The 19,647-nt window shown below is 69.0% G+C and carries 22 protein-coding genes and 1 tRNA gene; 16 read left to right on the forward strand and 7 right to left on the reverse strand.

Going from position 1 to position 19,647, the window contains the following annotated elements; translation table 11 throughout:
* Positions 1–3: 3 nt before the first annotated feature.
* Both K6753_RS08495 and K6753_RS08500 read right to left on the reverse strand, forming a co-directional pair.
* Complete coding sequence (locus K6753_RS08495) at positions 4–1,701, reverse strand: sensor domain-containing diguanylate cyclase (RefSeq protein WP_223676019.1); 1,698 nt, start codon at positions 1,699–1,701, stop codon at positions 4–6.
* A 197-nt stretch (positions 1,702–1,898) separates the two neighbouring features.
* Positions 1,899–1,974: transfer RNA gene (locus K6753_RS08500), tRNA-Phe, on the reverse strand.
* 243 nt (positions 1,975–2,217) lie between these two features.
* On the opposite strand from K6753_RS08500, the gene K6753_RS08505 reads away from it, so the two are divergent.
* Positions 2,218–2,715: a DUF6491 family protein gene (locus K6753_RS08505; RefSeq protein WP_223676020.1), complete on the forward strand. Its 498-nt coding sequence runs from the start codon at positions 2,218–2,220 to the stop codon at positions 2,713–2,715.
* Here the strand turns inward: K6753_RS08505 and K6753_RS08510 are convergent.
* From K6753_RS08510 to ftsY, 4 genes are read right to left on the reverse strand one after another with little or no spacing between them, the layout of a single operon-like run.
* Positions 2,694–2,966 carry an oxidative damage protection protein gene (locus tag K6753_RS08510; protein ID WP_223676021.1) on the reverse strand — a complete coding sequence of 91 codons (273 nt, stop codon included), beginning with the start codon at positions 2,964–2,966 and terminating at the stop codon, positions 2,694–2,696. The genes K6753_RS08505 and K6753_RS08510 overlap by 22 nt on opposite strands.
* A gap of 23 nt (positions 2,967–2,989) precedes the next feature.
* Complete coding sequence (gene mutY, locus K6753_RS08515; RefSeq protein ID WP_223676022.1) at positions 2,990–4,057, reverse strand: A/G-specific adenine glycosylase; 1,068 nt, start codon at positions 4,055–4,057, stop codon at positions 2,990–2,992.
* The gene (locus tag K6753_RS08520) at positions 4,054–5,328 is read right to left on the reverse strand and encodes an AsmA family protein (RefSeq protein ID WP_223676023.1); all 1,275 of its coding nucleotides are present in this window, start codon (positions 5,326–5,328) and stop codon (positions 4,054–4,056) included. Before K6753_RS08520 ends, mutY begins: the two co-directional genes overlap by 4 nt.
* 22 nt (positions 5,329–5,350) lie before the next feature.
* Entirely contained in the window at positions 5,351–6,607 is a 1,257-nt protein-coding gene (ftsY, locus tag K6753_RS08525) for a signal recognition particle-docking protein FtsY (protein WP_223676147.1), read from the reverse strand.
* A gap of 66 nt (positions 6,608–6,673) precedes the next feature.
* Between ftsY and rsmD the strand changes: the two genes are divergently transcribed.
* The 7 genes from rsmD to K6753_RS08560 all read left to right on the forward strand — a co-directional run bounded on the left by rsmD (position 6,674) and on the right by K6753_RS08560 (position 12,687).
* A complete protein-coding gene (gene rsmD, locus K6753_RS08530) occupies positions 6,674–7,333 on the forward strand; it encodes a 16S rRNA (guanine(966)-N(2))-methyltransferase RsmD (RefSeq protein WP_223676024.1) in 660 nt (219 codons plus the stop codon).
* Positions 7,334–7,388: 55 nt separating this feature from the next.
* On the forward strand, positions 7,389–7,892 hold the full coding sequence (coaD, locus tag K6753_RS08535; protein ID WP_223676025.1) for a pantetheine-phosphate adenylyltransferase: 504 nt from the start codon (positions 7,389–7,391) through the stop codon (positions 7,890–7,892).
* Positions 7,893–7,947: 55 nt separating this feature from the next.
* On the forward strand, positions 7,948–8,442 hold the full coding sequence (locus tag K6753_RS08540; RefSeq protein ID WP_223676026.1) for a hypothetical protein: 495 nt from the start codon (positions 7,948–7,950) through the stop codon (positions 8,440–8,442).
* Between the two features lie 386 nt (positions 8,443–8,828).
* Positions 8,829–9,080, forward strand: coding sequence for a YfhL family 4Fe-4S dicluster ferredoxin (locus K6753_RS08545; RefSeq protein WP_223676027.1), 252 nt, complete (start codon positions 8,829–8,831; stop codon positions 9,078–9,080).
* Positions 9,081–9,134: 54 nt separating this feature from the next.
* Positions 9,135–10,895, forward strand: coding sequence for a gamma-glutamyltransferase (gene ggt, locus K6753_RS08550; protein WP_319936658.1), 1,761 nt, complete (start codon positions 9,135–9,137; stop codon positions 10,893–10,895).
* Positions 10,896–11,014: 119 nt separating this feature from the next.
* Positions 11,015–11,905, forward strand: a complete 891-nt coding sequence (locus K6753_RS08555) for an MBL fold metallo-hydrolase (protein WP_223676028.1) — start codon at positions 11,015–11,017, stop codon at positions 11,903–11,905.
* Positions 11,902–12,687: a TMEM43 family protein gene (locus tag K6753_RS08560; RefSeq protein ID WP_223676029.1), complete on the forward strand. Its 786-nt coding sequence runs from the start codon at positions 11,902–11,904 to the stop codon at positions 12,685–12,687. The genes K6753_RS08555 and K6753_RS08560 overlap by 4 nt, the downstream gene beginning before the upstream one ends.
* Before the next feature lie 48 nt (positions 12,688–12,735).
* On the opposite strand, the gene upp is transcribed toward K6753_RS08560, so the two are convergent.
* Positions 12,736–13,368 (reverse strand): uracil phosphoribosyltransferase, encoded by a 633-nt coding sequence (upp, locus tag K6753_RS08565; RefSeq protein ID WP_223676030.1) that lies wholly within the window; start codon positions 13,366–13,368, stop codon positions 12,736–12,738.
* 172 nt (positions 13,369–13,540) lie between these two features.
* Here upp and K6753_RS08570 point away from each other — a divergent pair, with 172 nt between their 5' ends.
* The 8 genes from K6753_RS08570 (at position 13,541) to K6753_RS08605 (ending at position 19,572) form a co-directional block, all read left to right on the forward strand.
* Positions 13,541–13,987, forward strand: a complete 447-nt coding sequence (locus K6753_RS08570; protein ID WP_223676031.1) for a hypothetical protein — start codon at positions 13,541–13,543, stop codon at positions 13,985–13,987.
* 96 nt (positions 13,988–14,083) lie between these two features.
* On the forward strand, positions 14,084–14,956 hold the full coding sequence (locus tag K6753_RS08575; RefSeq protein ID WP_223676032.1) for a VirB8 family type IV secretion system protein: 873 nt from the start codon (positions 14,084–14,086) through the stop codon (positions 14,954–14,956).
* Positions 14,953–15,714: a TrbG/VirB9 family P-type conjugative transfer protein gene (locus K6753_RS08580; RefSeq protein WP_425492087.1), complete on the forward strand. Its 762-nt coding sequence runs from the start codon at positions 14,953–14,955 to the stop codon at positions 15,712–15,714. The genes K6753_RS08575 and K6753_RS08580 overlap by 4 nt, the downstream gene beginning before the upstream one ends.
* Positions 15,711–16,898: a TrbI/VirB10 family protein gene (locus K6753_RS08585; protein WP_223676033.1), complete on the forward strand. Its 1,188-nt coding sequence runs from the start codon at positions 15,711–15,713 to the stop codon at positions 16,896–16,898. Before K6753_RS08580 ends, K6753_RS08585 begins: the two co-directional genes overlap by 4 nt.
* Positions 16,895–17,956: a P-type DNA transfer ATPase VirB11 gene (virB11, locus tag K6753_RS08590; RefSeq protein WP_223676034.1), complete on the forward strand. Its 1,062-nt coding sequence runs from the start codon at positions 16,895–16,897 to the stop codon at positions 17,954–17,956. Before K6753_RS08585 ends, virB11 begins: the two co-directional genes overlap by 4 nt.
* Before the next feature lie 105 nt (positions 17,957–18,061).
* The gene (locus K6753_RS08595; protein WP_223676149.1) at positions 18,062–18,793 is read left to right on the forward strand and encodes a lytic transglycosylase domain-containing protein; all 732 of its coding nucleotides are present in this window, start codon (positions 18,062–18,064) and stop codon (positions 18,791–18,793) included.
* Between the two features lie 64 nt (positions 18,794–18,857).
* A complete protein-coding gene (locus K6753_RS08600) occupies positions 18,858–19,241 on the forward strand; it encodes a TrbC/VirB2 family protein (RefSeq protein WP_223676035.1) in 384 nt (127 codons plus the stop codon).
* A 16-nt stretch (positions 19,242–19,257) separates the two neighbouring features.
* Positions 19,258–19,572, forward strand: coding sequence for a VirB3 family type IV secretion system protein (locus K6753_RS08605; protein WP_223676036.1), 315 nt, complete (start codon positions 19,258–19,260; stop codon positions 19,570–19,572).
* Positions 19,573–19,647: the final 75 nt, after the last annotated feature.

Below are 19,647 nucleotides of genomic sequence, written 5' to 3' on the forward strand. Positions count from 1 at the left end.
GGATCAGCCCGAAACGACCCGATCGCGGCCCTGCGCCTTGGCGCGGTAGAGCGCGGCGTCGGCGACTTCCAGCAGGCGCGAGGGGGCGTCGCCGGCGTTGGGGAACGTGGCGATGCCGATGGAGGCCGTATTGGGCCCGAGTGTCTTGCGCAGGTGGTTGACCGTGGTGGCGCCGATCGCGCTGCGGATCTCCTCGGCGCGGCGGCGTGCGCTGTCGCCATCGGTCTCGGGAAGCACCACGGTGAACTCCTCGCCGCCGTAGCGGCAGGCGATGTCCTCGTCGCGGGTGAGCTGCTCGAGCGTCTGGCCGATCTTCGCGAGCAGTGCGTCGCCGGCGGCGTGGCCGTGTTCGTCGTTGAAGCGCTTGAAGTGGTCGACATCGACCATCAGCACCGACAACGGAAGGCCTCGCCGTTCGCAGCGCTGGATCTCGCGGTTGAGGTTCTCTTCCAGGTAGCGCCGGTTGAACAGGCCCGTCAGCGGGTCGCGCAGGGACTGCACGCGCAGCGTCTCGCGCAGCTGCAGGTTGACCATGGCCAGGCTCAGCTGCTCACCGACGGCCTCCAGCAGCGCGACGTCGCCGTCGTGGCCTTCGCTGGCCTCGGGCGCCGCTACGTGCAGGAGGCCCAGGGACGTGCCCTGCGCCATCAGCGGCACGCAAACCGTCCATGTATCGGACTGGCCCGGTTCGACCGACAGGTGGCGGCAGTACACGTGCCCGTGGCCCCTGCCGGTGCGGTGCGGCTGGCCGCGACGCAGCGCCCAGCAGTGGTCGGGCTGCAGCAGCTCCTCGCTTGGGATCTGCTCGGCGCCGAACCGCGCGGTGGTCTCGGCCAGGTTCTGCGAGGCGCGCAGGGTGTAGCAGCGGCCGCCCGTGTGGGGCAGCAGTTCGGCGATCACGTTGGCGGTCATCGCCATCGCCTCGTCCAGGTTCTGGCAGCTCTGCAGCAGGCCGGCATACACGCCGAGGCTGCGGCGCTGCTCGGACAGGCGGTCGCGCAACACGACCGAGGCTTCAAGCTCGCGCATGGCCTGGCGCGCTTCGCGCTCCAGCGACCGGCTGCGGCGGGTTTCCTGGAGCAGGCCCGACAGCAACAGGCCAAGCAGGGCAAGCGGCATCACGATGCCCAGCACCACGAAGCCGATCAACAGGTTGGCCCGCAGCAAGGTGTCGCTGCGGCGGGCGTCCAGCAGTGCGCGCTCGGCCGCGCGCATCGTGGAGGCGAGCGATGCCAGCCGCGTTGATTCGCCTTGGCCGATGCCCGCCATCGACGACAGTCGGGCCTGCTCGGCGCCTTGGGTGTTCTGCAGTTCGACCAGTGCGTCCAGCTCCGCCAGCCGTGCCTCGACGCTGGCGCGCAGTGCCTGGGCACGCTGCAACTGCGCGGGGTTGTCGCGGGTCAGGCTTTCCAGCGCGCCGGCCTGGGTGAGTGCGACCGGCACGGCGGCGAGGTACTCGGCCTGCTGCTCGGGGCGATCGGTCAGGCGGTAGCCGCGTGCGGTGGATTCCACCGTCCTCACGGCGTTCTCCACGCCGCCGATGCCGGCAATCACCTGGTAGGAGTGCTCCACCCACTCCGCGCCGCGCGCAAACCCGCGGATGCCCCAGACGGTCGCCACGCCAACGGCCACCAACAGGACGGCCGCCACCATGAAGGCGGCAAAGCGCAGCGGTCGAGAGCGTGGCGTGGCGAGGGGCATGGCAGCCTCCATCCCGGCGTACGGGCGAGTCTACCGACCAAGCAACATGCGTGCCGGGCAGGCGCGGGACGCGGAAAGCTCGCGGACGCGGCACATACGGGTGCCGGTGAGAAAAGAGGCATCGCCGGCCACACAAACGAAAAACCCCGCATCGGCTCGAGGCCTTGCGGGGCTTGCGTACCACACGATCCGAAGAATGGTGGCCGGGGAGGGAATCGAACCCCCGACACGGGGATTTTCAATCCCCTGCTCTACCAACTGAGCTACCCGGCCACGTCACGGCGGGCCGTGCGAGGAGCGGCATCATACGGACGGGTTGCGGGACTGGCAAGCCGCATCGGGCCTGAATGTCGGGACGATGTGGCGAGACGGGTGGAATGGGCCGGCGCATCATGGGCCGAGAGGGCCGTCCGGAGCCCGTGTGCGCCGGGTAGCACGCCGCGCGAGGTCGATCCTGCCATTGCGCGGATGAAGTGCCGGACGTGTCCGCGATTCAATGAAAGAGGAGGCCTTGCCATGGAACGTCCATCGCACGATCGATCGTCAAAACCCGCCATTGCGCGGCTCGCGCTCGCCGCTGCAATAACTGCGACCCTGCTGGCCGGCTGCGCGACCAATGCCGGCCTTCGTGACGAACAGCGCCTTGCGCTGTATCGCGAGCACGCCGGTGCGCCGGTCAGCAGCTTCCAGTATTTCGGACGCCTCAATGGCTGGACGCCGCTGGGCGACCGCGCGCTGGCCGTGTGGACGCGGCCCAGCCAGGCCTACCTGCTGGAGTTGACTGACAGTTGCCAGGACCTGGAGTACGCCCATGCCATCACCGTGACCAACCAGTCCGGGCGGGTGCATGCACGCTTCGACGACGTGCTGGTGCTGGGGTCCAACACCATGCGCATCCCCTGCCGGATCGAGCAGATCCGACCCGTGGATGGCGCCGCGCTCAAGCAGGCCGAGCGCGAGATGCGCCAGGAGGTTGACACCGTGGAGCGCGGTCAGGCGCCGGGCGGTACGTAGCCGGCGGGCTGTTCGGCGTCGCCGCCGAACAGATACTTCTCCATCTGTTCGGCCAGGAACGTCCGGTGCTCCGGATTCATGGGCGAGAGGCGGTTCTCGTTGATCAGCATGGTCTGGTGCGCCAGCCACTTCGACCATGCGGCCTTGCCGATGTGTGCGAACACGCGCTGTCCGAGCGGGCCGGGCCACGGCACGAAGTCCAGGCCTTCGGTCTCGCGCTTCTCGTATTCGCAGTAGACGGTGCGGGGCATGTGCAGGTCCTGTGGCTTGGGGGTCAGTTACGGGCGGTTTCGATGAGGCGTCGCACGGGGGCGGGAATGCCGAGGGTCGCCAGCTCGTCGTAGCGCAGCCAACGCAGTGCGTCATTGTCGCGCAGGCGTGGAGCGGGCTCGACCCCGCTCCAGCGCCGTGGGTGCAACTGCAGCCGGTAGTGGCTGAATGCGTGGTCTATCGGGTCGAGCGCGGCGCCCTCGCTTCGCGCGGTTCCGATATGCGACGACCACCAGGCATCCGTGCCTTCGGCATCGTCGAGCTGGGGCAACGACCACAGCGAGGCCCACACGCCCGTGGGCGGGCGGCGCTGCAGCAGCACGCGGCCCTGCGCATCTTCCAGCCACAGCACCTGCGCGCTGCGTTGCGGCAGCACCTTTGCAGGCCGCGGCGTCGGCAGCTCGCCGGTGCGGCCTTCGATGCGCGCGACGCAGTCGGACTGCAGCGGGCACAGGACGCAAGCCGGCTTCGCGCGGGTACAGATCGTCGCGCCCAGGTCCATCTGTGCCTGTGTGTAGTCGGGCATGCGCGCGGGTGCCAGCGACGGGTGCGCGACGTGCCGCTCGGCCAGCGTCCACAGTTGCTTCTCGATGGCCGGCTTGCCGGGCCAGCCTTCGACACCGTGGTACCGCGACAGCACCCGTTTGACGTTGCCGTCGAGGATCGCGCACCGCTCGCCCCACGCCTGCGACAGGATCGCCGCGGCGGTACTGCGGCCGATGCCGGGTAGCGCGGTGAGGGCATCGAGGTCGCGCGGCAGTTCGCCACCGTAGTCGTCCACGCACCGGCGCGCGGCGGCATGCAGGTTGCGGGCGCGGGCGTAGTAGCCCAGCCCCGACCACAGCGCGAGCACGTCGTCGAGTGGCGCCGCCGCAAGCGCCGGCAGGTCGGGCAGGGCGGCGACGAAGCGCTCGAAATAGCCGGTCGCCGTCTTCACTTGCGTCTGCTGCAGCATGATTTCCGACAGCCACACGCGGTACGGCGTGCGCGGATGTTGCCAGGGCAGGTCGTGGCGGCCGTGGCCGTCGAACCAGGCCAGCAGGCGCGGGGCGAAATCGTCGGCCCCGCTCACTGGATATCGGCCGGCGAAGGCTCGTCCTCGAACTCGACCACCACGCCGTGCATCTGCGCACCGGCGATCTCGAGGCGTCGGGCTTCCAGGCGGCCGCGCAACGGCGGCAAGGGGGTGTCTGTATCGCGCACCTGCAGCCAGGCCAGCACCTCTGGCAGCCGGAAACCGCCATCGAACCGGGCACCGTCACGCTCCAGCTGCAGCCCGGTATCGCCCGACAGGTCGGGGGCTCCGCGGTAGCGCAGGGCAATCGGCAGGGGCGAGTCAGAGGACGCCAGCGGCTCGGGCAGCGCCGGCCACGTCGCGGGCCACCGCGCCAGCGTGCCCTCCAGTTGCAGGGCGAGCGCGTCATCCAGCGACAGGCGGCCGCCGGCGTCCAGCTCGGGAATCAGCGTGTGCCCGTCGACTGCGACGCCCAACGGGTCCAACGTCAGTCGACCCTCCCGGTAGCGGAGCCGGCCGGCGATGCCGAGCGCGAAGGCCTCATCGACCTCTCCACCCACGTATCGCGCGTCTGCCGCGTAGCGCAGGCCGTCCAGGCCAAGCCCGTCGTCGCCCTCGTGCAGCCGGCCGCTGGCGGTCGCGGCCATCGGCAGCCGCCAGGTGTCGGCCTGCACCTCGATGCCGCCTGATAGGCCGAGTCCGGCGCCGCGCGCCGGGCGCGTCAGCGCAGCCTGCAGCGTGAAAGGCACGGCCAGGCGCGCCGTCCGGTAGCGGCCCGATACCTTGCCGGCTACGGCGCGGTCCGGGTGGAAGGACGGAACGTCGATGTCGACGCCATCGATAGACCAGCTGCCACCCCCGATGCGCCCGTCGCTGACCGCCAGGCCGTCGGTCAACGTCGGCAGGCGAGGTGGCGCAGGCGGCCGCGTCGCCTGCCATGCCTGGTATGCGGACAGATCGAGCTGCGGCGCGTCCAGTTCGACCCGGCGCACCACCAGCTCGGCGCCGGCCGCGCGCAGCGTTGACCAGGGCAGCGACAGCAGGATGCGCTCGGCGCGCAGAAGCGGTGTTTCCGCGCCCGGCTGGCGTACCACGACGTCGCGCAGCACCAGAGTCGGTTCGTTGCGCAGGCGGTACTCGCTGGCACCCGCGGCGGTGATCTCCAGCCCCAGCGCGGCTTCCACGCGCGACAGCACCACGGTCGACACGCGCGCCGGCCGGGTGGCCCAGTAGGAAAACGCGAGCAGCAGCGCCACTGCGGCCAGGGCCCAGGGCCAACGGCGGCGACGCGCGGTAGCGGGGTCGGTCGAGGCGGGGGCGTCGCTCATCAAGGGTGGCGAAGCCGGGTGGTCAGCGGCCGAGCGCGTCGGGCAGCAGGGCGTCCACGAATGCCTGCGCGTCGAACACGCGCAGGTCCTCGGGTCGCTCGCCGATGCCGGCGAACCGGATCGGGATGCCGAACTCGCGGGCCAGCGCGAACACCACGCCACCCTTGGCGGTGCCGTCCAGCTTGGTCACCACCAGCCCGGTCACGCCGACCGCGGCATGGAATTGCCGCAACTGGCTGAGGGCGTTCTGGCCGGTCGTGCCGTCGATGACCATCAGCACCTCGTGCGGCGCGGACGCGTCGAGCTTCTGGATCACGCGCTTGATCTTGCCCAGCTCGGCCATCAGCCCCTGCTGGGTGTGCAGGCGGCCGGCGGTGTCGGCAATCAGCACCTGGGTGCCGCGGGCCTTGGCCGCCTGCAGCGCATCGAACGCCACCGAAGCCGCATCCGCGTTCTGCCCCTGTGCCACGACCGGGACGCCGTTGCGCTCGCCCCAGGCCTGCAGCTGCGCGACCGCGGCGGCGCGGAAGGTGTCGCCGGCGGCCAGCATCAGCGGCCGGCCCTCGTCCTTGAAGCGGCGCGCCAGCTTGCCGATGGTGGTGGTCTTGCCGACGCCGTTGACGCCCACCGTCAGCAGCACGAAGGGCTTGGCGGCCTCGTCGATCACCAGCGGGCGCGCCACTGGCGCGAGCAATGCGACAAGGTCCGCACGCAGCGCATCGAGCAGCGCGCCGGCGTCGGCGAACTCGCGCGCCTTCATGCGCTTGCGCAGGTCCTCGACCAGCTCTGTGGTGGCCGACACGCCAACGTCGGCGGTGATCAGCGCGGTCTCGATCTCATCGAGCAGGTCGTCGTCCAGCCGCGGATTACGCGAGAACAGACCGCCAAAGCTGCGCGCAAAGGCGCTGCCGCGCAGCTTGTCGCGCCAGCCGGCCTTGCCGGGTGCGGCAGGCGCGGGTTCGGTGGGTACGGGTTCGACTGCGGGTTCGGCGGTCGCCGGACGCTCGGCCACAGGCTCCGGCGCGCCGTCTTCCATGGCCGCAGCGATGACTTCCGCAGGGACGGGCACGGGTTCGGCGGGGCGGGGTGCGGATGCGTCCTGCAATGCAGATGGGGTTGCGGCAGGCGCCGCCGCCGGCTCATCGGCATCGGCCGACGGCGCCGCTTCAGGCGGCGCCTCGCGTCGAGACTCCGGGAACGCGGCCGCGAGTTCCTCGATGTTGTACTTGCGCTCGGAAGCGGGCGTTTCGGGCTTCTTGCGGCGGAAAAAACTGACCATCGAGCGGGGCTGTCTGCGGATGCGCGAGAATGCCCACATGCTAGCACCCGCCCCCCGCCAAGCCCGATGAACAAAGCCTCTCGCAGCCGACACGCACGCGCCGGGGCAGCCCACGACAAGGCGCCCGGCACGGTGCGCATCATCGCCGGCCGCTGGCGGGGCACGCGACTGCAGGTGCCGGACGTGGCCGGCCTTCGTCCCTCCAGCGACCGGGTGCGCGAGACGCTGTTCAACTGGCTGCAGCCGGTCCTTTCCGGGGCGCAGGTGGTCGACCTGTTCGCAGGCAGCGGGGCGCTGGGACTGGAGGCGCTGTCGCGTGGCGCCGCCGGTGCGGTGCTGGTCGAGCGTGATCGCGCACTGGCCGATGCACTGGCCGCCACCTTGGCGCGCCTCCCGGGCGGCGAGGCCGGCCGGGCCGTCAACGCCGACGCGCTCGCCTGGCTGCCGCAGCAGGCCGATGCGCAATGGGACGTGGCGTTCGTCGACCCGCCGTTCGCGGGCGACCTGTGGCAAGCGGCGCTGCAGGCCCTGTCGCCGCGTATGAAGCCCGATGCGTGGCTGTACGTGGAGTCCCCGGTCGACGCCGTTCCCGCGCTGCCCGACGGCTGGCGCCTGCACCGCGAGGGGCGCACGCGCGAGGTGCGGCATGCGCTGTACCGGCGTGTCGCGCAACCCGCTGATACACTCCCGGGCGACGTCGACGGGGCCGTCCCGGCCGGCGATTGACCGACTTCCCGCCCGACCCGGGCCGCTCGCCCCAATACCGGTTCAAGCCTTCCGAATGACCGTGGCCCGTACCCGCATCGCTGTCTACCCGGGCACTTTCGACCCGATCACCAACGGCCATATCGACCTGGTCGACCGCGCCGCGCCGCTATTCGAGCGCCTGATCATCGGCGTCGCCGAAAGTCCGGGCAAAGGTCCGGCGCTGCCGCTGGAGCTGCGGGTGCAACTGGCGCGCGACGCCGTCGCCCACCACCCCCATATCGAAGTCCGCGGGTTCGACTGCCTGCTGGCCCATTTCGTGGACCAGGTCGGTGCCGGTGTATTGCTGCGCGGCCTGCGCGCGGTCTCGGATTTCGAATACGAGTTCCAGCTGGCCAGCATGAATCGCCACCTGATCCCGGAGGTGGAGACGCTGTTCCTCACGCCGGCCGAGCAGTACGGCTTCATTTCCTCTTCGCTGGTGCGCGAGATCGCGCGCCTGGGCGGCGACGTGTCGGGCTTCGTGCCGCCGGCCGTGGCCGAGGCGTTGCAGGCCGAATGGCAGCGCACCCGCGAATGAACGTCCATCCACGCACCACGAACCACCACGTTCCACAAACCAAACGGGGATCCCGATGAACACCACCACCCGCATGCTGCTGGTCGCCTGCCTGTCGCTGCCGATGCTGGCCGCCTGTAACCAGGAAGCCGACGAAACCGCCGTGGTCGAGCAGGCGCCGCTCACCGTGCCGGCCGACAACAACGACGACGCCTGGGGCACCTATCTGACCGAGGTCGTCCGCCGCAACATGGACGACGTCGTCTCCAGCCCGTACCTGTACTACCTGCCGGCCGAAGATGCCGCCGACTTCCAGGGCTTCTACGACCGCCAGCTGGAAAAGGCCCAGGGCGACATCGCCCGCGGCGTGACCGAGGGCAACATGCTGGCCTACGGCTCGCCGGCCTCGGCGAAGATGGCCGACATGATCGTGTCGGCGTTCGAAGGCGCCGACCCGGGCTCGATGAAGGGCGTCAAGGTGCTCTTCATCGGCAATGCCGCCGACAGCGCACGCGTCGAAGCCGCCGTCGCCCCGACCGGCGTCAACTACAAGTTCGTCGAAGCCAAGTGACGCACCGGCGCATGGCCGCTTAGCGGCCATGCCTTTGCCGGTGCGTCATCCCTGCGAAAGCAGGGATCCATGGATCCGACGCCCGCGTGGCCGCGAAGCGGCCACGCCTTTGCCAAGTCGTCATCCCTGCGAAAGCAGGGATCCATGGACACGACGCCCGCATGGCCGCCTAGCGGCCACGCCTTTGCCAAGGCGTCGTCCCTGCGAGGGCAGGGATTCAGTTGAAACACGGACATGGCCGCAAATGCGGCCATGTCCTTCTTGCGCATTGGAACCGTAGCCGTTGGGCGATCCAGCCGGAATCCAAATTCCGCATCGGGCCGACGTCCCGTACCGTTCCATCCGCGCTGCTTGATCGCCGCCCGCGCCCCTCCTACCGTGTCCCCATGTCGCTGAAGATCAACGAGCTGTGCGTCAACTGCGACGTCTGCGAGCCGGCCTGCCCCAACCAGGCCATCTCGCAGGGCGAGGTGATCTATGTGATCGACCCGGCGCGGTGCACCGAGTGCGTCGGCCACTACGACGAACCCCAATGCGTCGTCGTGTGTCCGGTCGAGTGCATCGACCCCGACCCCGAGCACCCGGAGGACCAGGGCCAGTTGCTGGCCAAGCTGGCACGGCTGCAGGCGGCATCCTGATCGACACCACTGAACTGTCGGCCCATCGACGGGCCTTGCACGGAGACTTGCTGCATGCGTGAAGCATTGCGAACCCTCGCGCTGGCCACCGTGCTGTTCATCGGTGCCCCGACGCTGCATGCAGAAGAAGTGCAGCGGACTGCAGAGGCGCGCCAGGCACCTGTCGCCGACACACCGCCGGGCACCGCCATCGCCAGCGCCCACTCGCTGGCGACGCAGGCAGGGTTCGACGCCATCGACGCAGGCGGCAATGCCTTCGATGCGGCCGTGGCGGTTTCGGCCGCACTGGCGGTGGTTGAGCCCATCAGCTCGGGCCTGGGCGGCGGCGGCTTCTTCCTGCTGCACGACGCGGACACCGGCCGCGATGTCTTCATCGATGCCCGCGAGACCGCGCCCGCCGCCAGCGCGGGAGAGGGCGTGTACCTGGACGCGGACGGGAAACTCGACCGCGACCGCGCCACCAACGGGCCGTGGGCCGCGGGCATTCCGGGCCTGCCGGCTGCGCTGGTGCACGTCGCGCAGGAATACGGACGCCTGCCGCTGCAACGCACCCTGGCTCCGGCCATCCGCCTGGCGCGCGAGGGCTTTCCCGTCTACGAGCGGCTGGAACGTGGCTACCGGGCGCGCGCCGAGGTCATGGAGCGCTACGACGGGACCCGCGCGGTATATCTTGCCGACGGCGACCCGCCGGAGGTCGGCGAGACCCTGAAGCAGCCCGAGCTGGCGCGCACGCTGGAATCGATCGCCCGCGACGGCTTCGACGGCTTCTATCGCGGCGACATCGCGCAGCGCCTGCTGGCCGGCGTCGAAGCCGAAGGCGGGCGCTGGACGGCCGAGGAGCTGGCCGGCTACCGCGTGCGCGAGCGCGAGCCGCTGCGTTTCGACTACAACGGCTGGCAGGTCGTCACCGCGCCGCCGCCGTCGTCGGGCGGCGTCGCACTGGCGCAGATGCTGCAGATCCTCTCGGCGTGGGACCTGGAGGCGCTGCCCGAAGCGCAGCGCGTCCACCTCACGGTCGAGGCCATGCGCCGCGCCTACCGTGACCGCACCTTCTACCTGGGCGACCCGGATTTCGTCGACATGCCGCTCGCGCTGTTGACCGACCCGGACTACGCCGCAGGCCTTCGCGCGACCATCCATCCCGACAAGGCCACGCCGAGCGACCTGCTGTCGGGCCAGCCCACGCCGCTGGAGGACGAGGAAACCACGCATTTCTCCATCATCGACGCCGAGGGCAACCGGGTCGCGGTCACGCAGACGGTGAACCTGTTGTTCGGCTCGGGCCTGGTGCCGCCGGGCACGGGCGTGCTGCTCAACAACGAGATGGACGATTTCGCCCTCAAGCCGGGCACGCCCAACGCATTCGGGGTGATGGGGTTCGATGCCAACGCAGTGGAGCCGGGCAAACGCATGCTCAGTTCGATGACGCCCAGCTTCATGGTGTCGGACGAACAGGTCGCCGTGCTCGGTACGCCGGGCGGCAGCCGGATCATCACCATGGTGCTGCTGGGCATGCTCGGTTACGCGGACGGCCTGGACGCGGCGAATGTGGCGGCACTGCCGCGCTACCACCACCAGTGGATGCCCGACGAGGTCTCCGCTGAAACCGGCGCACTGTCGCTGGATGTGGCCACGGCGCTGGAGGCCATGGGCCACAGCGTCAAGCGGCCGCCGGACGAGGTTACCGGCGGTGCGTCCAGCCACACCTGGGGCAACCTGCAGACGGTGTCGTGGGATCGCGTCGAAAATACGCTCGAGGCCGCCAGCGACCCGCGCAATCCGGTGGGCGAGGCTGCCGTGCGCCGCGCGGAGTAGAGTCGGTACCGGTCTGGTGCGAAGCGGCCGCTTCGCGTCAACGACGCGCTAATGCAGTCCGCAGTACCGTATTGCCCCCAGCCAACCGATCAAACCGATCGATATCTCAGGAGCCGGCCATGAAACTCTGGTCGTTGATGGGCAATTCGCAGAAGCTCGACGGCGGCGCCATGTTCGGCAATGCGCCGCGCGCGCTGTGGGGGCGCTGGGCCGCGCCGGACGACGAGAACCGCATCGACCTGGCCTGCCGCGCGCTACTCGCGACGCCGCTCAACGGCAAGACGGTGCTGTTCGAGGCCGGCATCGGCGCGTTCTTCGACCCGAAACTGCGCGAGCGCTACGGCGTGGTCGAGGACCGGCACGTGCTGCTGGACTCGCTGGCGGCCGCCGGCTTCAAGCCTTCGGACATCGACGTGGTGGTGCTGTCGCACCTGCACTTCGACCATGCCGGTGGCCTGCTGGAACCCTACGAAGAAGGCCAGCCGCCGAAGCTGGCTTTCCCCGACGCGACGTACGTCGTGGGTCGCGAGCACTGGGAGCGCGCCACGCAGCCGCACCCGCGCGACCGTGCCAGTTTCATTCCGGAGTTGCCTGCGTTGCTGGAAGCCACCGGCCGGCTGGAGCTGGTCGACGGCCCGCATTCGAAAGCGCTGGGCGACACCGTGCGTTTCCACTTCAGCCACGGCCACACGCCGGGCCTGATGCTGGCGGAGATCGTCGGCCCCGAGCGCGTGGATGGCCAGCCGCACGGTGGCGTCGTGTTCTGTGCCGACCTGATCCCGGGCCGCCCGTGGGTGCACGTGCCGATCACCATGGGCTACGACCGCAATGCCGAGCTGCTGATCGACGAGAAGCAGGCATTCCTCGCCGACATGCAGGCGCGCAACGTCCATCTGTTCTTCACCCATGACCCGGGGTGCGCGCTTGCACAGGTCACGCGCGACGAGCGCGGCCGCTACGGCACCACGCACGAAGTCCCCGAACTGCACGCGCGGGCGCTGGCTGCATGAGGTTCCGGCGCGCCTGGCGCGCGGCCGTGGTGGCGTGGGCATGCGGCATGGCCGCGTGCATGGCCGTGGCCACGGCTGCGCCCGCGCCACGCCCCGCGGTGCCGGTGCCGGAGGATGCCATCCCCAGTCCGGGGGCCGTCCTGGTCGACCCCGACTTCGGCGTGTCCACGCGCGAATTCGGCCTGGACCGTCAGGTGCAGATGTATCAGTGGCGTCGCAGCGGCGACCAGCTCGAGCGCGTGTGGAGCGCGGGCCGTATCGAGTCGGCCGATTTCGGTGCCGACTACCAGAACCCGCCGCTGCCCATCGACAGCCAGCGCTGGTGGGCGCGCGATGCAACGCTCGGTGGGCATCCCATCGATGAAACCGTATTGCAGGCGCTGGGCGAGTGGCGTCCGTTCCGACCGGCCTTCAGCGACCTGCCGCTCAACATGGCGGCGACCTTCCAGCCCGAAGGCGATGGGCTGGGCAGTGCGGAGAACCCACTGGCACCCGCCGTCGGCGACCTGCGCATCACCTGGCGCGAGCTGCACCTGCCGCCGCTGGCGGGCCGGTTGGAGCTGCGCGATGGCCGTTGGCAACTGTCGCCACGGACCGCCGCGGCAGCGCTCAATGCCGCGCCATTGCCACCGGTGGTGGACGAAAGGCCGGCCGTACTCGAGACCGCGGCGGATGTCGTGGCGCCACCCGCAGGCACAGGCAACCGCTGGTGGTGGGCGCTGGGCATCGTGGCGGCGGCCGCCGCACTGGCCGTCGGCGCGGCGGTGCGACGTCGCGGCTGACAGGTGGCGCTAGCGCGGCCGCAACGGCCGCCGTGCAATGCGTCGGGGTCAGCCGTGCCTAGTCCCGAAGATCTTGTCGCCCGCATCGCCCAGGCCGGGCAGGATGTATCCCACTTCGTTGAGCCGTTCGTCGATGGACGCGGTGTAGACCTCCACGTCCGGATGCCGGGCTTCCAGTGCTCGCAGCCCCTCGGGCGCGGCCACCAGGAACAGCCCCTTGATGCGCGTGCAGCCAGCCGCCTTCAGCAGGTCGACCGTCGCCACTAGGCTGCCGCCGGTGGCCAGCATCGGGTCGAGGATGATCGCGGTGCGCTCGTCCATCCGGCCGGTGAGCTTCTCGTAGTAGCCGATGGGCTGCAGTGTCCGTTCGTCGCGCTGCAGGCCGACCACGCCGACCTTCGCCGCCGGGATCAGCTCCAGCACGCCGGGCAGCATGCCCAGCCCCGCGCGCAGGATCGGCACCAGCGTGACCTTCGCGCCCTTGATGCGGCGGGTTTCGACCGGCCCGGCCCAGCCCTCCACCGTCACCGGCTCGGTCTCCATGTCGGCCGTCGCCTCGTAGGTGAGCAGCATCGCCACCTCCGATGCCAGCTCGCGGAAACTCTTGGTGCTGTTGTCGGCGCGGCGCATCAGGCCGAGCTTGTGCTGGACAAGCGGGTGTAGGACTTCTCTGACTTTCATGTAGGGATTCCGGAATGGGGCAGGTAGGGCACGGCGTGAAAACCAGCGCCCCATTGTGTCGCAAGGTTGTGGCGGCTTTCACGCCCGGTTGACCGGGATCAAGGGTGTCCGTAGCGTGCGCGCCCTTGCAAACCCGTCACCAAGGAAAGGTGAACCGATGAACCGCGCAAGGATGCCGCGCGTCCTCCTCTTCGTGCCTCTGTCTGCCGCGATCGCGTTTGCAGGCTGTGCTGCGCGTTCGGCGCCGGACTTCAAGGGGACGTGGCAACCGGTCAACCGGTATGCCGCGCAGACGCAGGCCATTCCCCTGCGCAGCCAATACCGGTTCCAGCCCTCGCCCATGGACGGGACGCTCAGGCGCATGCTGTCGCGCTGGGCACGCGATGCCGGCGTGGGCCTGTCGTACCAACACCATTCGGACTTCACCCTCCACCGCCCCGTGGAAGCGCTGTCGACCACCGACCTGGGCGATGCGGCTACGCAGCTGAGCCAGCTGTACGCCGGCCAGGGAATCGTCGTGGCAGTCGAGGAAGGCGGTCTGGTCGTGCGCTACAGCGCCCAGCCACGGACCGTTCCGCAGGGCTCGGAAGGCAATGCACCCGGCGTGGCATCGCCTTGATGGCGGGGTTGGCCACGCACCGGCCCACATCGGTGTCATTCATCGCTTTTACCACTAGGAACGGCCCGTGTTTGCGGGCAGCAACGGATTGCACGCATGTTCGGTAAGCAGGCCACCACCCCCGCCGTCGACGCCGCTGTTGGGCGCGCGGTGAACTACGAACTCACCATCGCCGACCTGGCCCGCAGGAGCGAGCGCCGTGCGTGGATGCTCGCGTTCGCCGCGATCACGATGGCCGTGCTGCTGGCCGCCGGCTGCTTCGCGCTGCTTCCGCTGAAGGAGAAGGTGCCGTTCCTGGTGATGGCCGACGCGCACACCGGCAACGCAGCCGTGGCACGCGTGGATAGTGATTTCGGACAGCGTTGGGTCACGGCGAGCGAAGCGGTCAACCGCAGCCACGTAGCGCGCTTCGTCACGATGCGCGAGGCCTTCGACGATGCACTGATGCAGCTGCGGGACTGGCGTGCGGTGCACAGCATGTCGGCGCCGCAGGTGGCCGCCGCGTTCAGTGCATTGCACTCGCCGCGCAACCCGGACCGGCCGTTCTCGATCTACGGGCGCGGAAAGGCGGTGCGGGTTCGCATCCTCAGCATCGTGTTCATGGGTGGTGGGGTCGACACGCCACCCGACGGCGCCACCGTGCGCTTCCAGCGCAGCGTCTACGACAAGGGCAGTGGTGTGATCGAGCCCCTCGACAGCAAGATCGCCACGCTCGGCTTCACCTACAAGCCCGGCCTGAAGATGGACGAGCAGGACCGCATCGAGAATCCGCTCGGGTTTCAGGTGACCAGCTACCGCGTCGACAACGATTACGCCGCGATGCCACCGCTGGAGCGGCCTCCGGGCCATTCGGAGGCAAAGGTGCCGACGGAGGATCCGACGGCTGCGCCTGCGGTGGAAGCGGCAGATGTGGCCGGAGCCGCGGAGCCGTCCATGACGACGACAGGCGGACAGGGGGCTGCGGAATGAGCCGTTACCTGCAAGCCGCTGTCCTGATGCTGGTCGCCGCGATGGCGGGGTGCCTGCCGCGACCCGCGCAGGCCCAGGCCATCGACGAATACGAGTACGTGCCGGACCGCGTCTACCCGGTGCGCACGGGCCTCGGCATCACCACCCAGATCGAGCTCAGCCCGGACGAGGAGATTCTCGACTACAGCAGCGGCTTCAGCAGTGGCTGGGACCTGGTGCGGCGTGGGCACGTGTTCTACCTGAAGCCGCGGAACGTCGACGTCGACACCAACCTGATGGTGCGCACGAAGACGCACGCCTACATCTTCGAGCTCAATGTGGTCGCGACTGACTGGACCGAGCTCGAACAGGCCAAGCGTGCCGGCGTGCAGTACCGGATCAGGTTCCGCTATCCCCCCGATACGCGCTTCAGCGCGAGCGTGGCAGCGACGGACATGACGCCCGAGCTGGATATCGGCCTGGACAAGGATCGCAGCTATCACTTCGGCTACGACTACTCGACACGGGGCGACGACGCGTGGCTGGTGCCGTCTAACGTCTACGACGACGGGCGCTTCACCTACATCCGCATGAACCCCTCACCGCAATTGCCGACCGGCAACTTTCCGGCCGTATTCGGTCGCGAGGAAGCGGATGGCGAGGACTTCGTGGTCAACACCACCGTCGAGGCGAACACGCTCGTGGTCCACGGCACCTATCCCTACCTGGTGATTCGCCACGGCAGGAACGTGGTCGGGTTGAGGAGGCGATTCCCATGAGCAACGACGCACCCGCCCACGCACGCGAGCCGGCACACGACGTACAGCCGGGGCGCGAAGCAGCAGCCAATCCTTACTACGCGGGCGAGACGTCCACGCCAGACCTGGATGCGGGCGCTCCCGTGCTCAGGAGCAGCGACGTGCAGCGCCTCAACCGCAAGGCGCTTCTGTTCCTCGCCGGTATCGTGATTGCACTATTGGCCGCGGCGTTCTGGATACTCGGCAATGCAGGCAACGACGCTTCCTCGCAGCCTCGCCAGCGCCAGGAGGCGGTGGTCATTCCGGCGTTGCCGGATGCGCCGCCGTTGCCACAACCGGCACCCGAGGCGGTCGCGCCGGTCGCACTGGTGGAGCCCCCGCCGGAACTGCCACCGCTGCCGCCTGCAGGTGAGCCGTTCGGCACGGGCTATGCGGCCACCAGGGCACCGACGCTGCTGGAGCGGCGCATGCGCGACGGCGGTGATCCTGCTGCTGTCGATTCCTCACCGGCTGGTCCCTGGGCCGGGATGCTGCCACCGGGGGCCGTCCCAACGGCGGCAATAGCGGACACGCAGAAGGACGATGCTGGTAGCGCCAGTGCAGCGCGCCCCATCCGCCGCCCGGACACGCTGCTCGTGCGCGGCACGTACATCCGTTGCGTGCTGGAGACGCGGATCGTGACGGATGTCCCCGGTTTTACCTCCTGCATCGTCACCGAGCCGGTGTACTCCATCAACGGCCGCCGCCTGTTGATACCCAAGGGCTCCAAGGTGCTGGGGCGCTACAACACCGGACCCACCGGCCCACGGGTCGAAGTGGTGTGGGACCGGATCACGACGCCCAATGGCCTGGACGTCGCCATGTCCAGCCCGGGCGTGGACAACCTCGGCTCGGCCGGGCACCCAGGGCACTACAGCGCCCACTGGGGCCAACGGATCGCGTCGGCCCTGCTCATCAGCCTGATCAGCGATGCCTTCAAATACGCAGCCGCGGAGGAGGGCCCGCGTTCGTCGGAGATTGGTGCCGGTGGCGTGGTCGTCCAGTCGCCGTACGAGAGCACCACGGCGCGCACGATGGAACGGCTCGCCAACCAGGCGCTGGAAACCAGCCGTCCGCCGACCGTCACGATCCACCAGGGCACGGTGGTGACCGTTTACGTGGCGCGGGATGTCGACTTCTCCGGCGTGGTGGCGGCATTGCAATGACACCCCAGGCCGCCACCGCGATCCGCCCGCCCGAAGCATCGGTCAGCCCTCTGTCGGGCGCCTTCCTCGACTACCAGTACGACGTGCTGGGCATCGGGCCGTACCTCGCCATGCCGGGTGTCACGGAGATCTGCATCAACCGACCCGGCGAGCTGTACCTGGAAAGACGCGAGGGCTGGCAGCGGGTGGACGTACCGTCGCTAACGTTCGATCGCGCGCGGCAGTTCTGCACCGCGGTAGTCAACGAAAGCAACACCGGCCAGCGCATTACCGATGCAGATCCCGTGGTGTCGTTGACCTTTCCGACCGGCCAGCGCGCCCAGTTCGTGATCCCGCCCGCCTGCGAGGCCGGCAACGTGTCGATCACGATCCGCCTGCCATCGCGAGACAGCCGGACGTTGGAGGATTACCGGGCCGACGGCTTCTTCGATCGGATCCTGGAGCAGGGACGGGTGCTGGACGACCACGACCGCGAGCTGCTGGAGCTGCGCCACGCGCGCGACTACGCAACGTTCTTCAGGCAGGCCGTGCTGTATCGCAAGAACATCGTGGTGGCCGGTGCCACGGGAAGCGGCAAGACCACCTTCATGAAAGCGTTGGTCAACCATATCCCCGCGCACGAGCGGCTTGTCACCATCGAGGATGCGCGCGAGCTGTTCATCAGCCAGCCTAACGCGGTCCACCTGCTGTACTCGAAGGGCGGGCAAAGCGCCAGCAACGTCACGGCTAAGAGCTGCATGGAAGCGTGCCTGCGGATGAAGCCGGACCGCATCATCCTGGCCGAGCTGCGAGGCGACGAGGCGTTCTACTTCATCCGCAACTGCGCGTCGGGGCACCCGGGATCGATCACCAGCTGCCACGCGGGCAGCACGGCCCAGACCTGGGACCAGCTTGCGCTGATGGTCAAGGCCTCGGCCGAAGGCAGCGGGCTGGAGTTCGACGTGATCCGTCGCCTGCTGATGTCGACCATCGACATCGTTGTCCACATCAAGGCACATGCCGGGCGGCGCTACATCACCGGCATCGATTTCGACCCGGAGCGGCACCTCGCCCGATGACGGAGCGAAATGCATCGGGACGGCCAGGCGCGCTGAACGCATGACACAGGGAAGGCACCGCTGAAGGAGCGGGCAGGGACAAGGAGCAGGTCGGTGTTGCCAGGAATCGAACAATTCGGATGCGGTGAGCTCGCAGTGCCCACTGCCGTGATGCAGCACGTCGTGGCGGTCGAGTCGTCGTACAACCCGTTCGCCATTGGCGTCGTGGGCGGGCGGTTGGCGCGTCAGCCGCGAAGCCTGGAAGAGGCCGTAGCCACCGCACGAATGCTCGAAGCGAAGGGGCGCAACTTCTCGGTCGGGCTTGCGCAGGTTAACCGGCACAACCTGACGGCGCAGGGCCTGGCGGGGTACGTGCAGGCGTTCAGCGCGTGCAGCAACCTCGCCGCCGGTGCACGCATCCTCGCCGACTGCCGTCAGCGCGCAGGGGGCGACTGGAACAAGGCGTTCAGTTGCTACTACTCGGGCAACTTCGTGACCGGCTTCCGGCACGGCTACGTGCAGAAGATCCACGCGTCCATGCGCGCCGCGGGCGACCGGCAGGTGGAAGAGGGCACGCCGTTTGTTCCGCTGGCGCCGACGCAGGACGCTGCCAGCAGGCGCCCGACAGCGCTTCAACGCACGACCCGCGTGCCGGCGGCCAATGTTTCCTCCAATCAGCCTTCGGCTCGACAGGATCCGACTCTATCGGGGTCCGTATCAGGGGCGCCCGCGTCCAGCACCGCTGCACAGGCCGTGGCCGTATCGACCTTGACCAAACCCGCAATGCAGGCCGCGGGGACCGCCCCGCCGTCGACACGCGCACCCGACGCAGACGCCGATGCCGCGTTCGTCTTCTGAAATCCGGGGCGGGCTTCGCGCCTGCCTCGTCCGCTCCAACACCACCACCAAGGGGAATCGATCCATGAATGCATCCAGTCGCAACACCGACCGCTCCGCACGTCGCATCGAACTGCGTTACCTCGCTACCATCGGCGGCTCGCTCTACGCCACGGCCGGTACGGCGCTGGCGCAGGCAGGCAGCTACGGCGGCACCGACACCAAGGTCACCAGCTTCCTCAACAACATCAACGGCCTGCTCAACCTGGCGTCGATCGCGGTGGTCACGATCGCCATCATCTTCGCCGGCTACCAGATCGCCTTCGCCCACAAGCGCATCGCGGACGTCGCGCCGATCCTCATCGGTGGCCTGCTCATCGGTGCAGCGGCACAGATCGCCAAGATGCTGATCGGCGACCCCGATGCACCCGTGGCGATGCTGCACCTGCTGCCGATGATGATCGCCTGAGACCGGATTCGGATCCATGAAGAAGAACGTGCTGTTCCGTGGGTGCACCCGCCCGGCGATGTTCATGGGCGTGCCGTACGTGCCCTTCTTCGTCGGTGCGGGCGGGTGCCTGCTGCTCGCCATGTACATCAACCTGCTGCTCCTGCTGCTGATGCCGGGCGTGATCTTCGTGATGCGGCAGATGGCGCGCCGCGACGAGATGATCTTCCGGTTGCTTGGGCTGCACTGGATGCACCGGCTACGGGTACGCAATGCCCGGCAGCACGAGGGGCTCTGGGTTTTCTCGCCCCATGGCCACCGGTCGCCCGCGGGCGACCGGCCTGCCCGATGACAGGCGCTCAAGTTTGCCGGCACCGCGGTGCCGGCCCGACCAGGTGTCGCAGTGCCGTCCCCGCTTCTCCGCCAA

Origin of the sequence: Novilysobacter selenitireducens, assembly GCF_020026895.1 — a bacterium.
GTDB classification, from domain to species: domain Bacteria; phylum Pseudomonadota; class Gammaproteobacteria; order Xanthomonadales; family Xanthomonadaceae; genus Lysobacter_C; species Lysobacter_C selenitireducens.

What these genes read in the sequence shown, in the direction of transcription:
- K6753_RS08605 (WP_223676036.1), top strand. Translation starts at nt 19,258, where the DNA reads ATGAAGAAGAACGTGCTGTTCCGTGGGTGCACCCGCCCGGCGATGTTC.
- K6753_RS08560 (WP_223676029.1), top strand. Translation starts at nt 11,902, where the DNA reads ATGAGGTTCCGGCGCGCCTGGCGCGCGGCCGTGGTGGCGTGGGCATGC.
- rsmD (WP_223676024.1), top strand. Translation starts at nt 6,674, where the DNA reads ATGAACAAAGCCTCTCGCAGCCGACACGCACGCGCCGGGGCAGCCCAC.
- coaD (WP_223676025.1), top strand. Translation starts at nt 7,389, where the DNA reads ATGACCGTGGCCCGTACCCGCATCGCTGTCTACCCGGGCACTTTCGAC.
- ggt (WP_319936658.1), top strand. Translation starts at nt 9,135, where the DNA reads ATGCGTGAAGCATTGCGAACCCTCGCGCTGGCCACCGTGCTGTTCATC.
- upp (WP_223676030.1), bottom strand. Translation starts at nt 13,368, where the DNA reads ATGAAAGTCAGAGAAGTCCTACACCCGCTTGTCCAGCACAAGCTCGGC.
- K6753_RS08575 (WP_223676032.1), top strand. Translation starts at nt 14,084, where the DNA reads ATGTTCGGTAAGCAGGCCACCACCCCCGCCGTCGACGCCGCTGTTGGG.
- ftsY (WP_223676147.1), bottom strand. Translation starts at nt 6,607, where the DNA reads ATGGTCAGTTTTTTCCGCCGCAAGAAGCCCGAAACGCCCGCTTCCGAG.
- K6753_RS08570 (WP_223676031.1), top strand. Translation starts at nt 13,541, where the DNA reads ATGCCGCGCGTCCTCCTCTTCGTGCCTCTGTCTGCCGCGATCGCGTTT.
- K6753_RS08520 (WP_223676023.1), bottom strand. Translation starts at nt 5,328, where the DNA reads ATGAGCGACGCCCCCGCCTCGACCGACCCCGCTACCGCGCGTCGCCGC.
- K6753_RS08585 (WP_223676033.1), top strand. Translation starts at nt 15,711, where the DNA reads ATGAGCAACGACGCACCCGCCCACGCACGCGAGCCGGCACACGACGTA.
- K6753_RS08495 (WP_223676019.1), bottom strand. Translation starts at nt 1,701, where the DNA reads ATGCCCCTCGCCACGCCACGCTCTCGACCGCTGCGCTTTGCCGCCTTC.
- virB11 (WP_223676034.1), top strand. Translation starts at nt 16,895, where the DNA reads ATGACACCCCAGGCCGCCACCGCGATCCGCCCGCCCGAAGCATCGGTC.
- K6753_RS08545 (WP_223676027.1), top strand. Translation starts at nt 8,829, where the DNA reads ATGTCGCTGAAGATCAACGAGCTGTGCGTCAACTGCGACGTCTGCGAG.
- K6753_RS08540 (WP_223676026.1), top strand. Translation starts at nt 7,948, where the DNA reads ATGAACACCACCACCCGCATGCTGCTGGTCGCCTGCCTGTCGCTGCCG.
- K6753_RS08510 (WP_223676021.1), bottom strand. Translation starts at nt 2,966, where the DNA reads ATGCCCCGCACCGTCTACTGCGAATACGAGAAGCGCGAGACCGAAGGC.
- K6753_RS08600 (WP_223676035.1), top strand. Translation starts at nt 18,858, where the DNA reads ATGAATGCATCCAGTCGCAACACCGACCGCTCCGCACGTCGCATCGAA.
- K6753_RS08555 (WP_223676028.1), top strand. Translation starts at nt 11,015, where the DNA reads ATGAAACTCTGGTCGTTGATGGGCAATTCGCAGAAGCTCGACGGCGGC.
- K6753_RS08580 (WP_425492087.1), top strand. Translation starts at nt 14,953, where the DNA reads ATGAGCCGTTACCTGCAAGCCGCTGTCCTGATGCTGGTCGCCGCGATG.
- K6753_RS08505 (WP_223676020.1), top strand. Translation starts at nt 2,218, where the DNA reads ATGGAACGTCCATCGCACGATCGATCGTCAAAACCCGCCATTGCGCGG.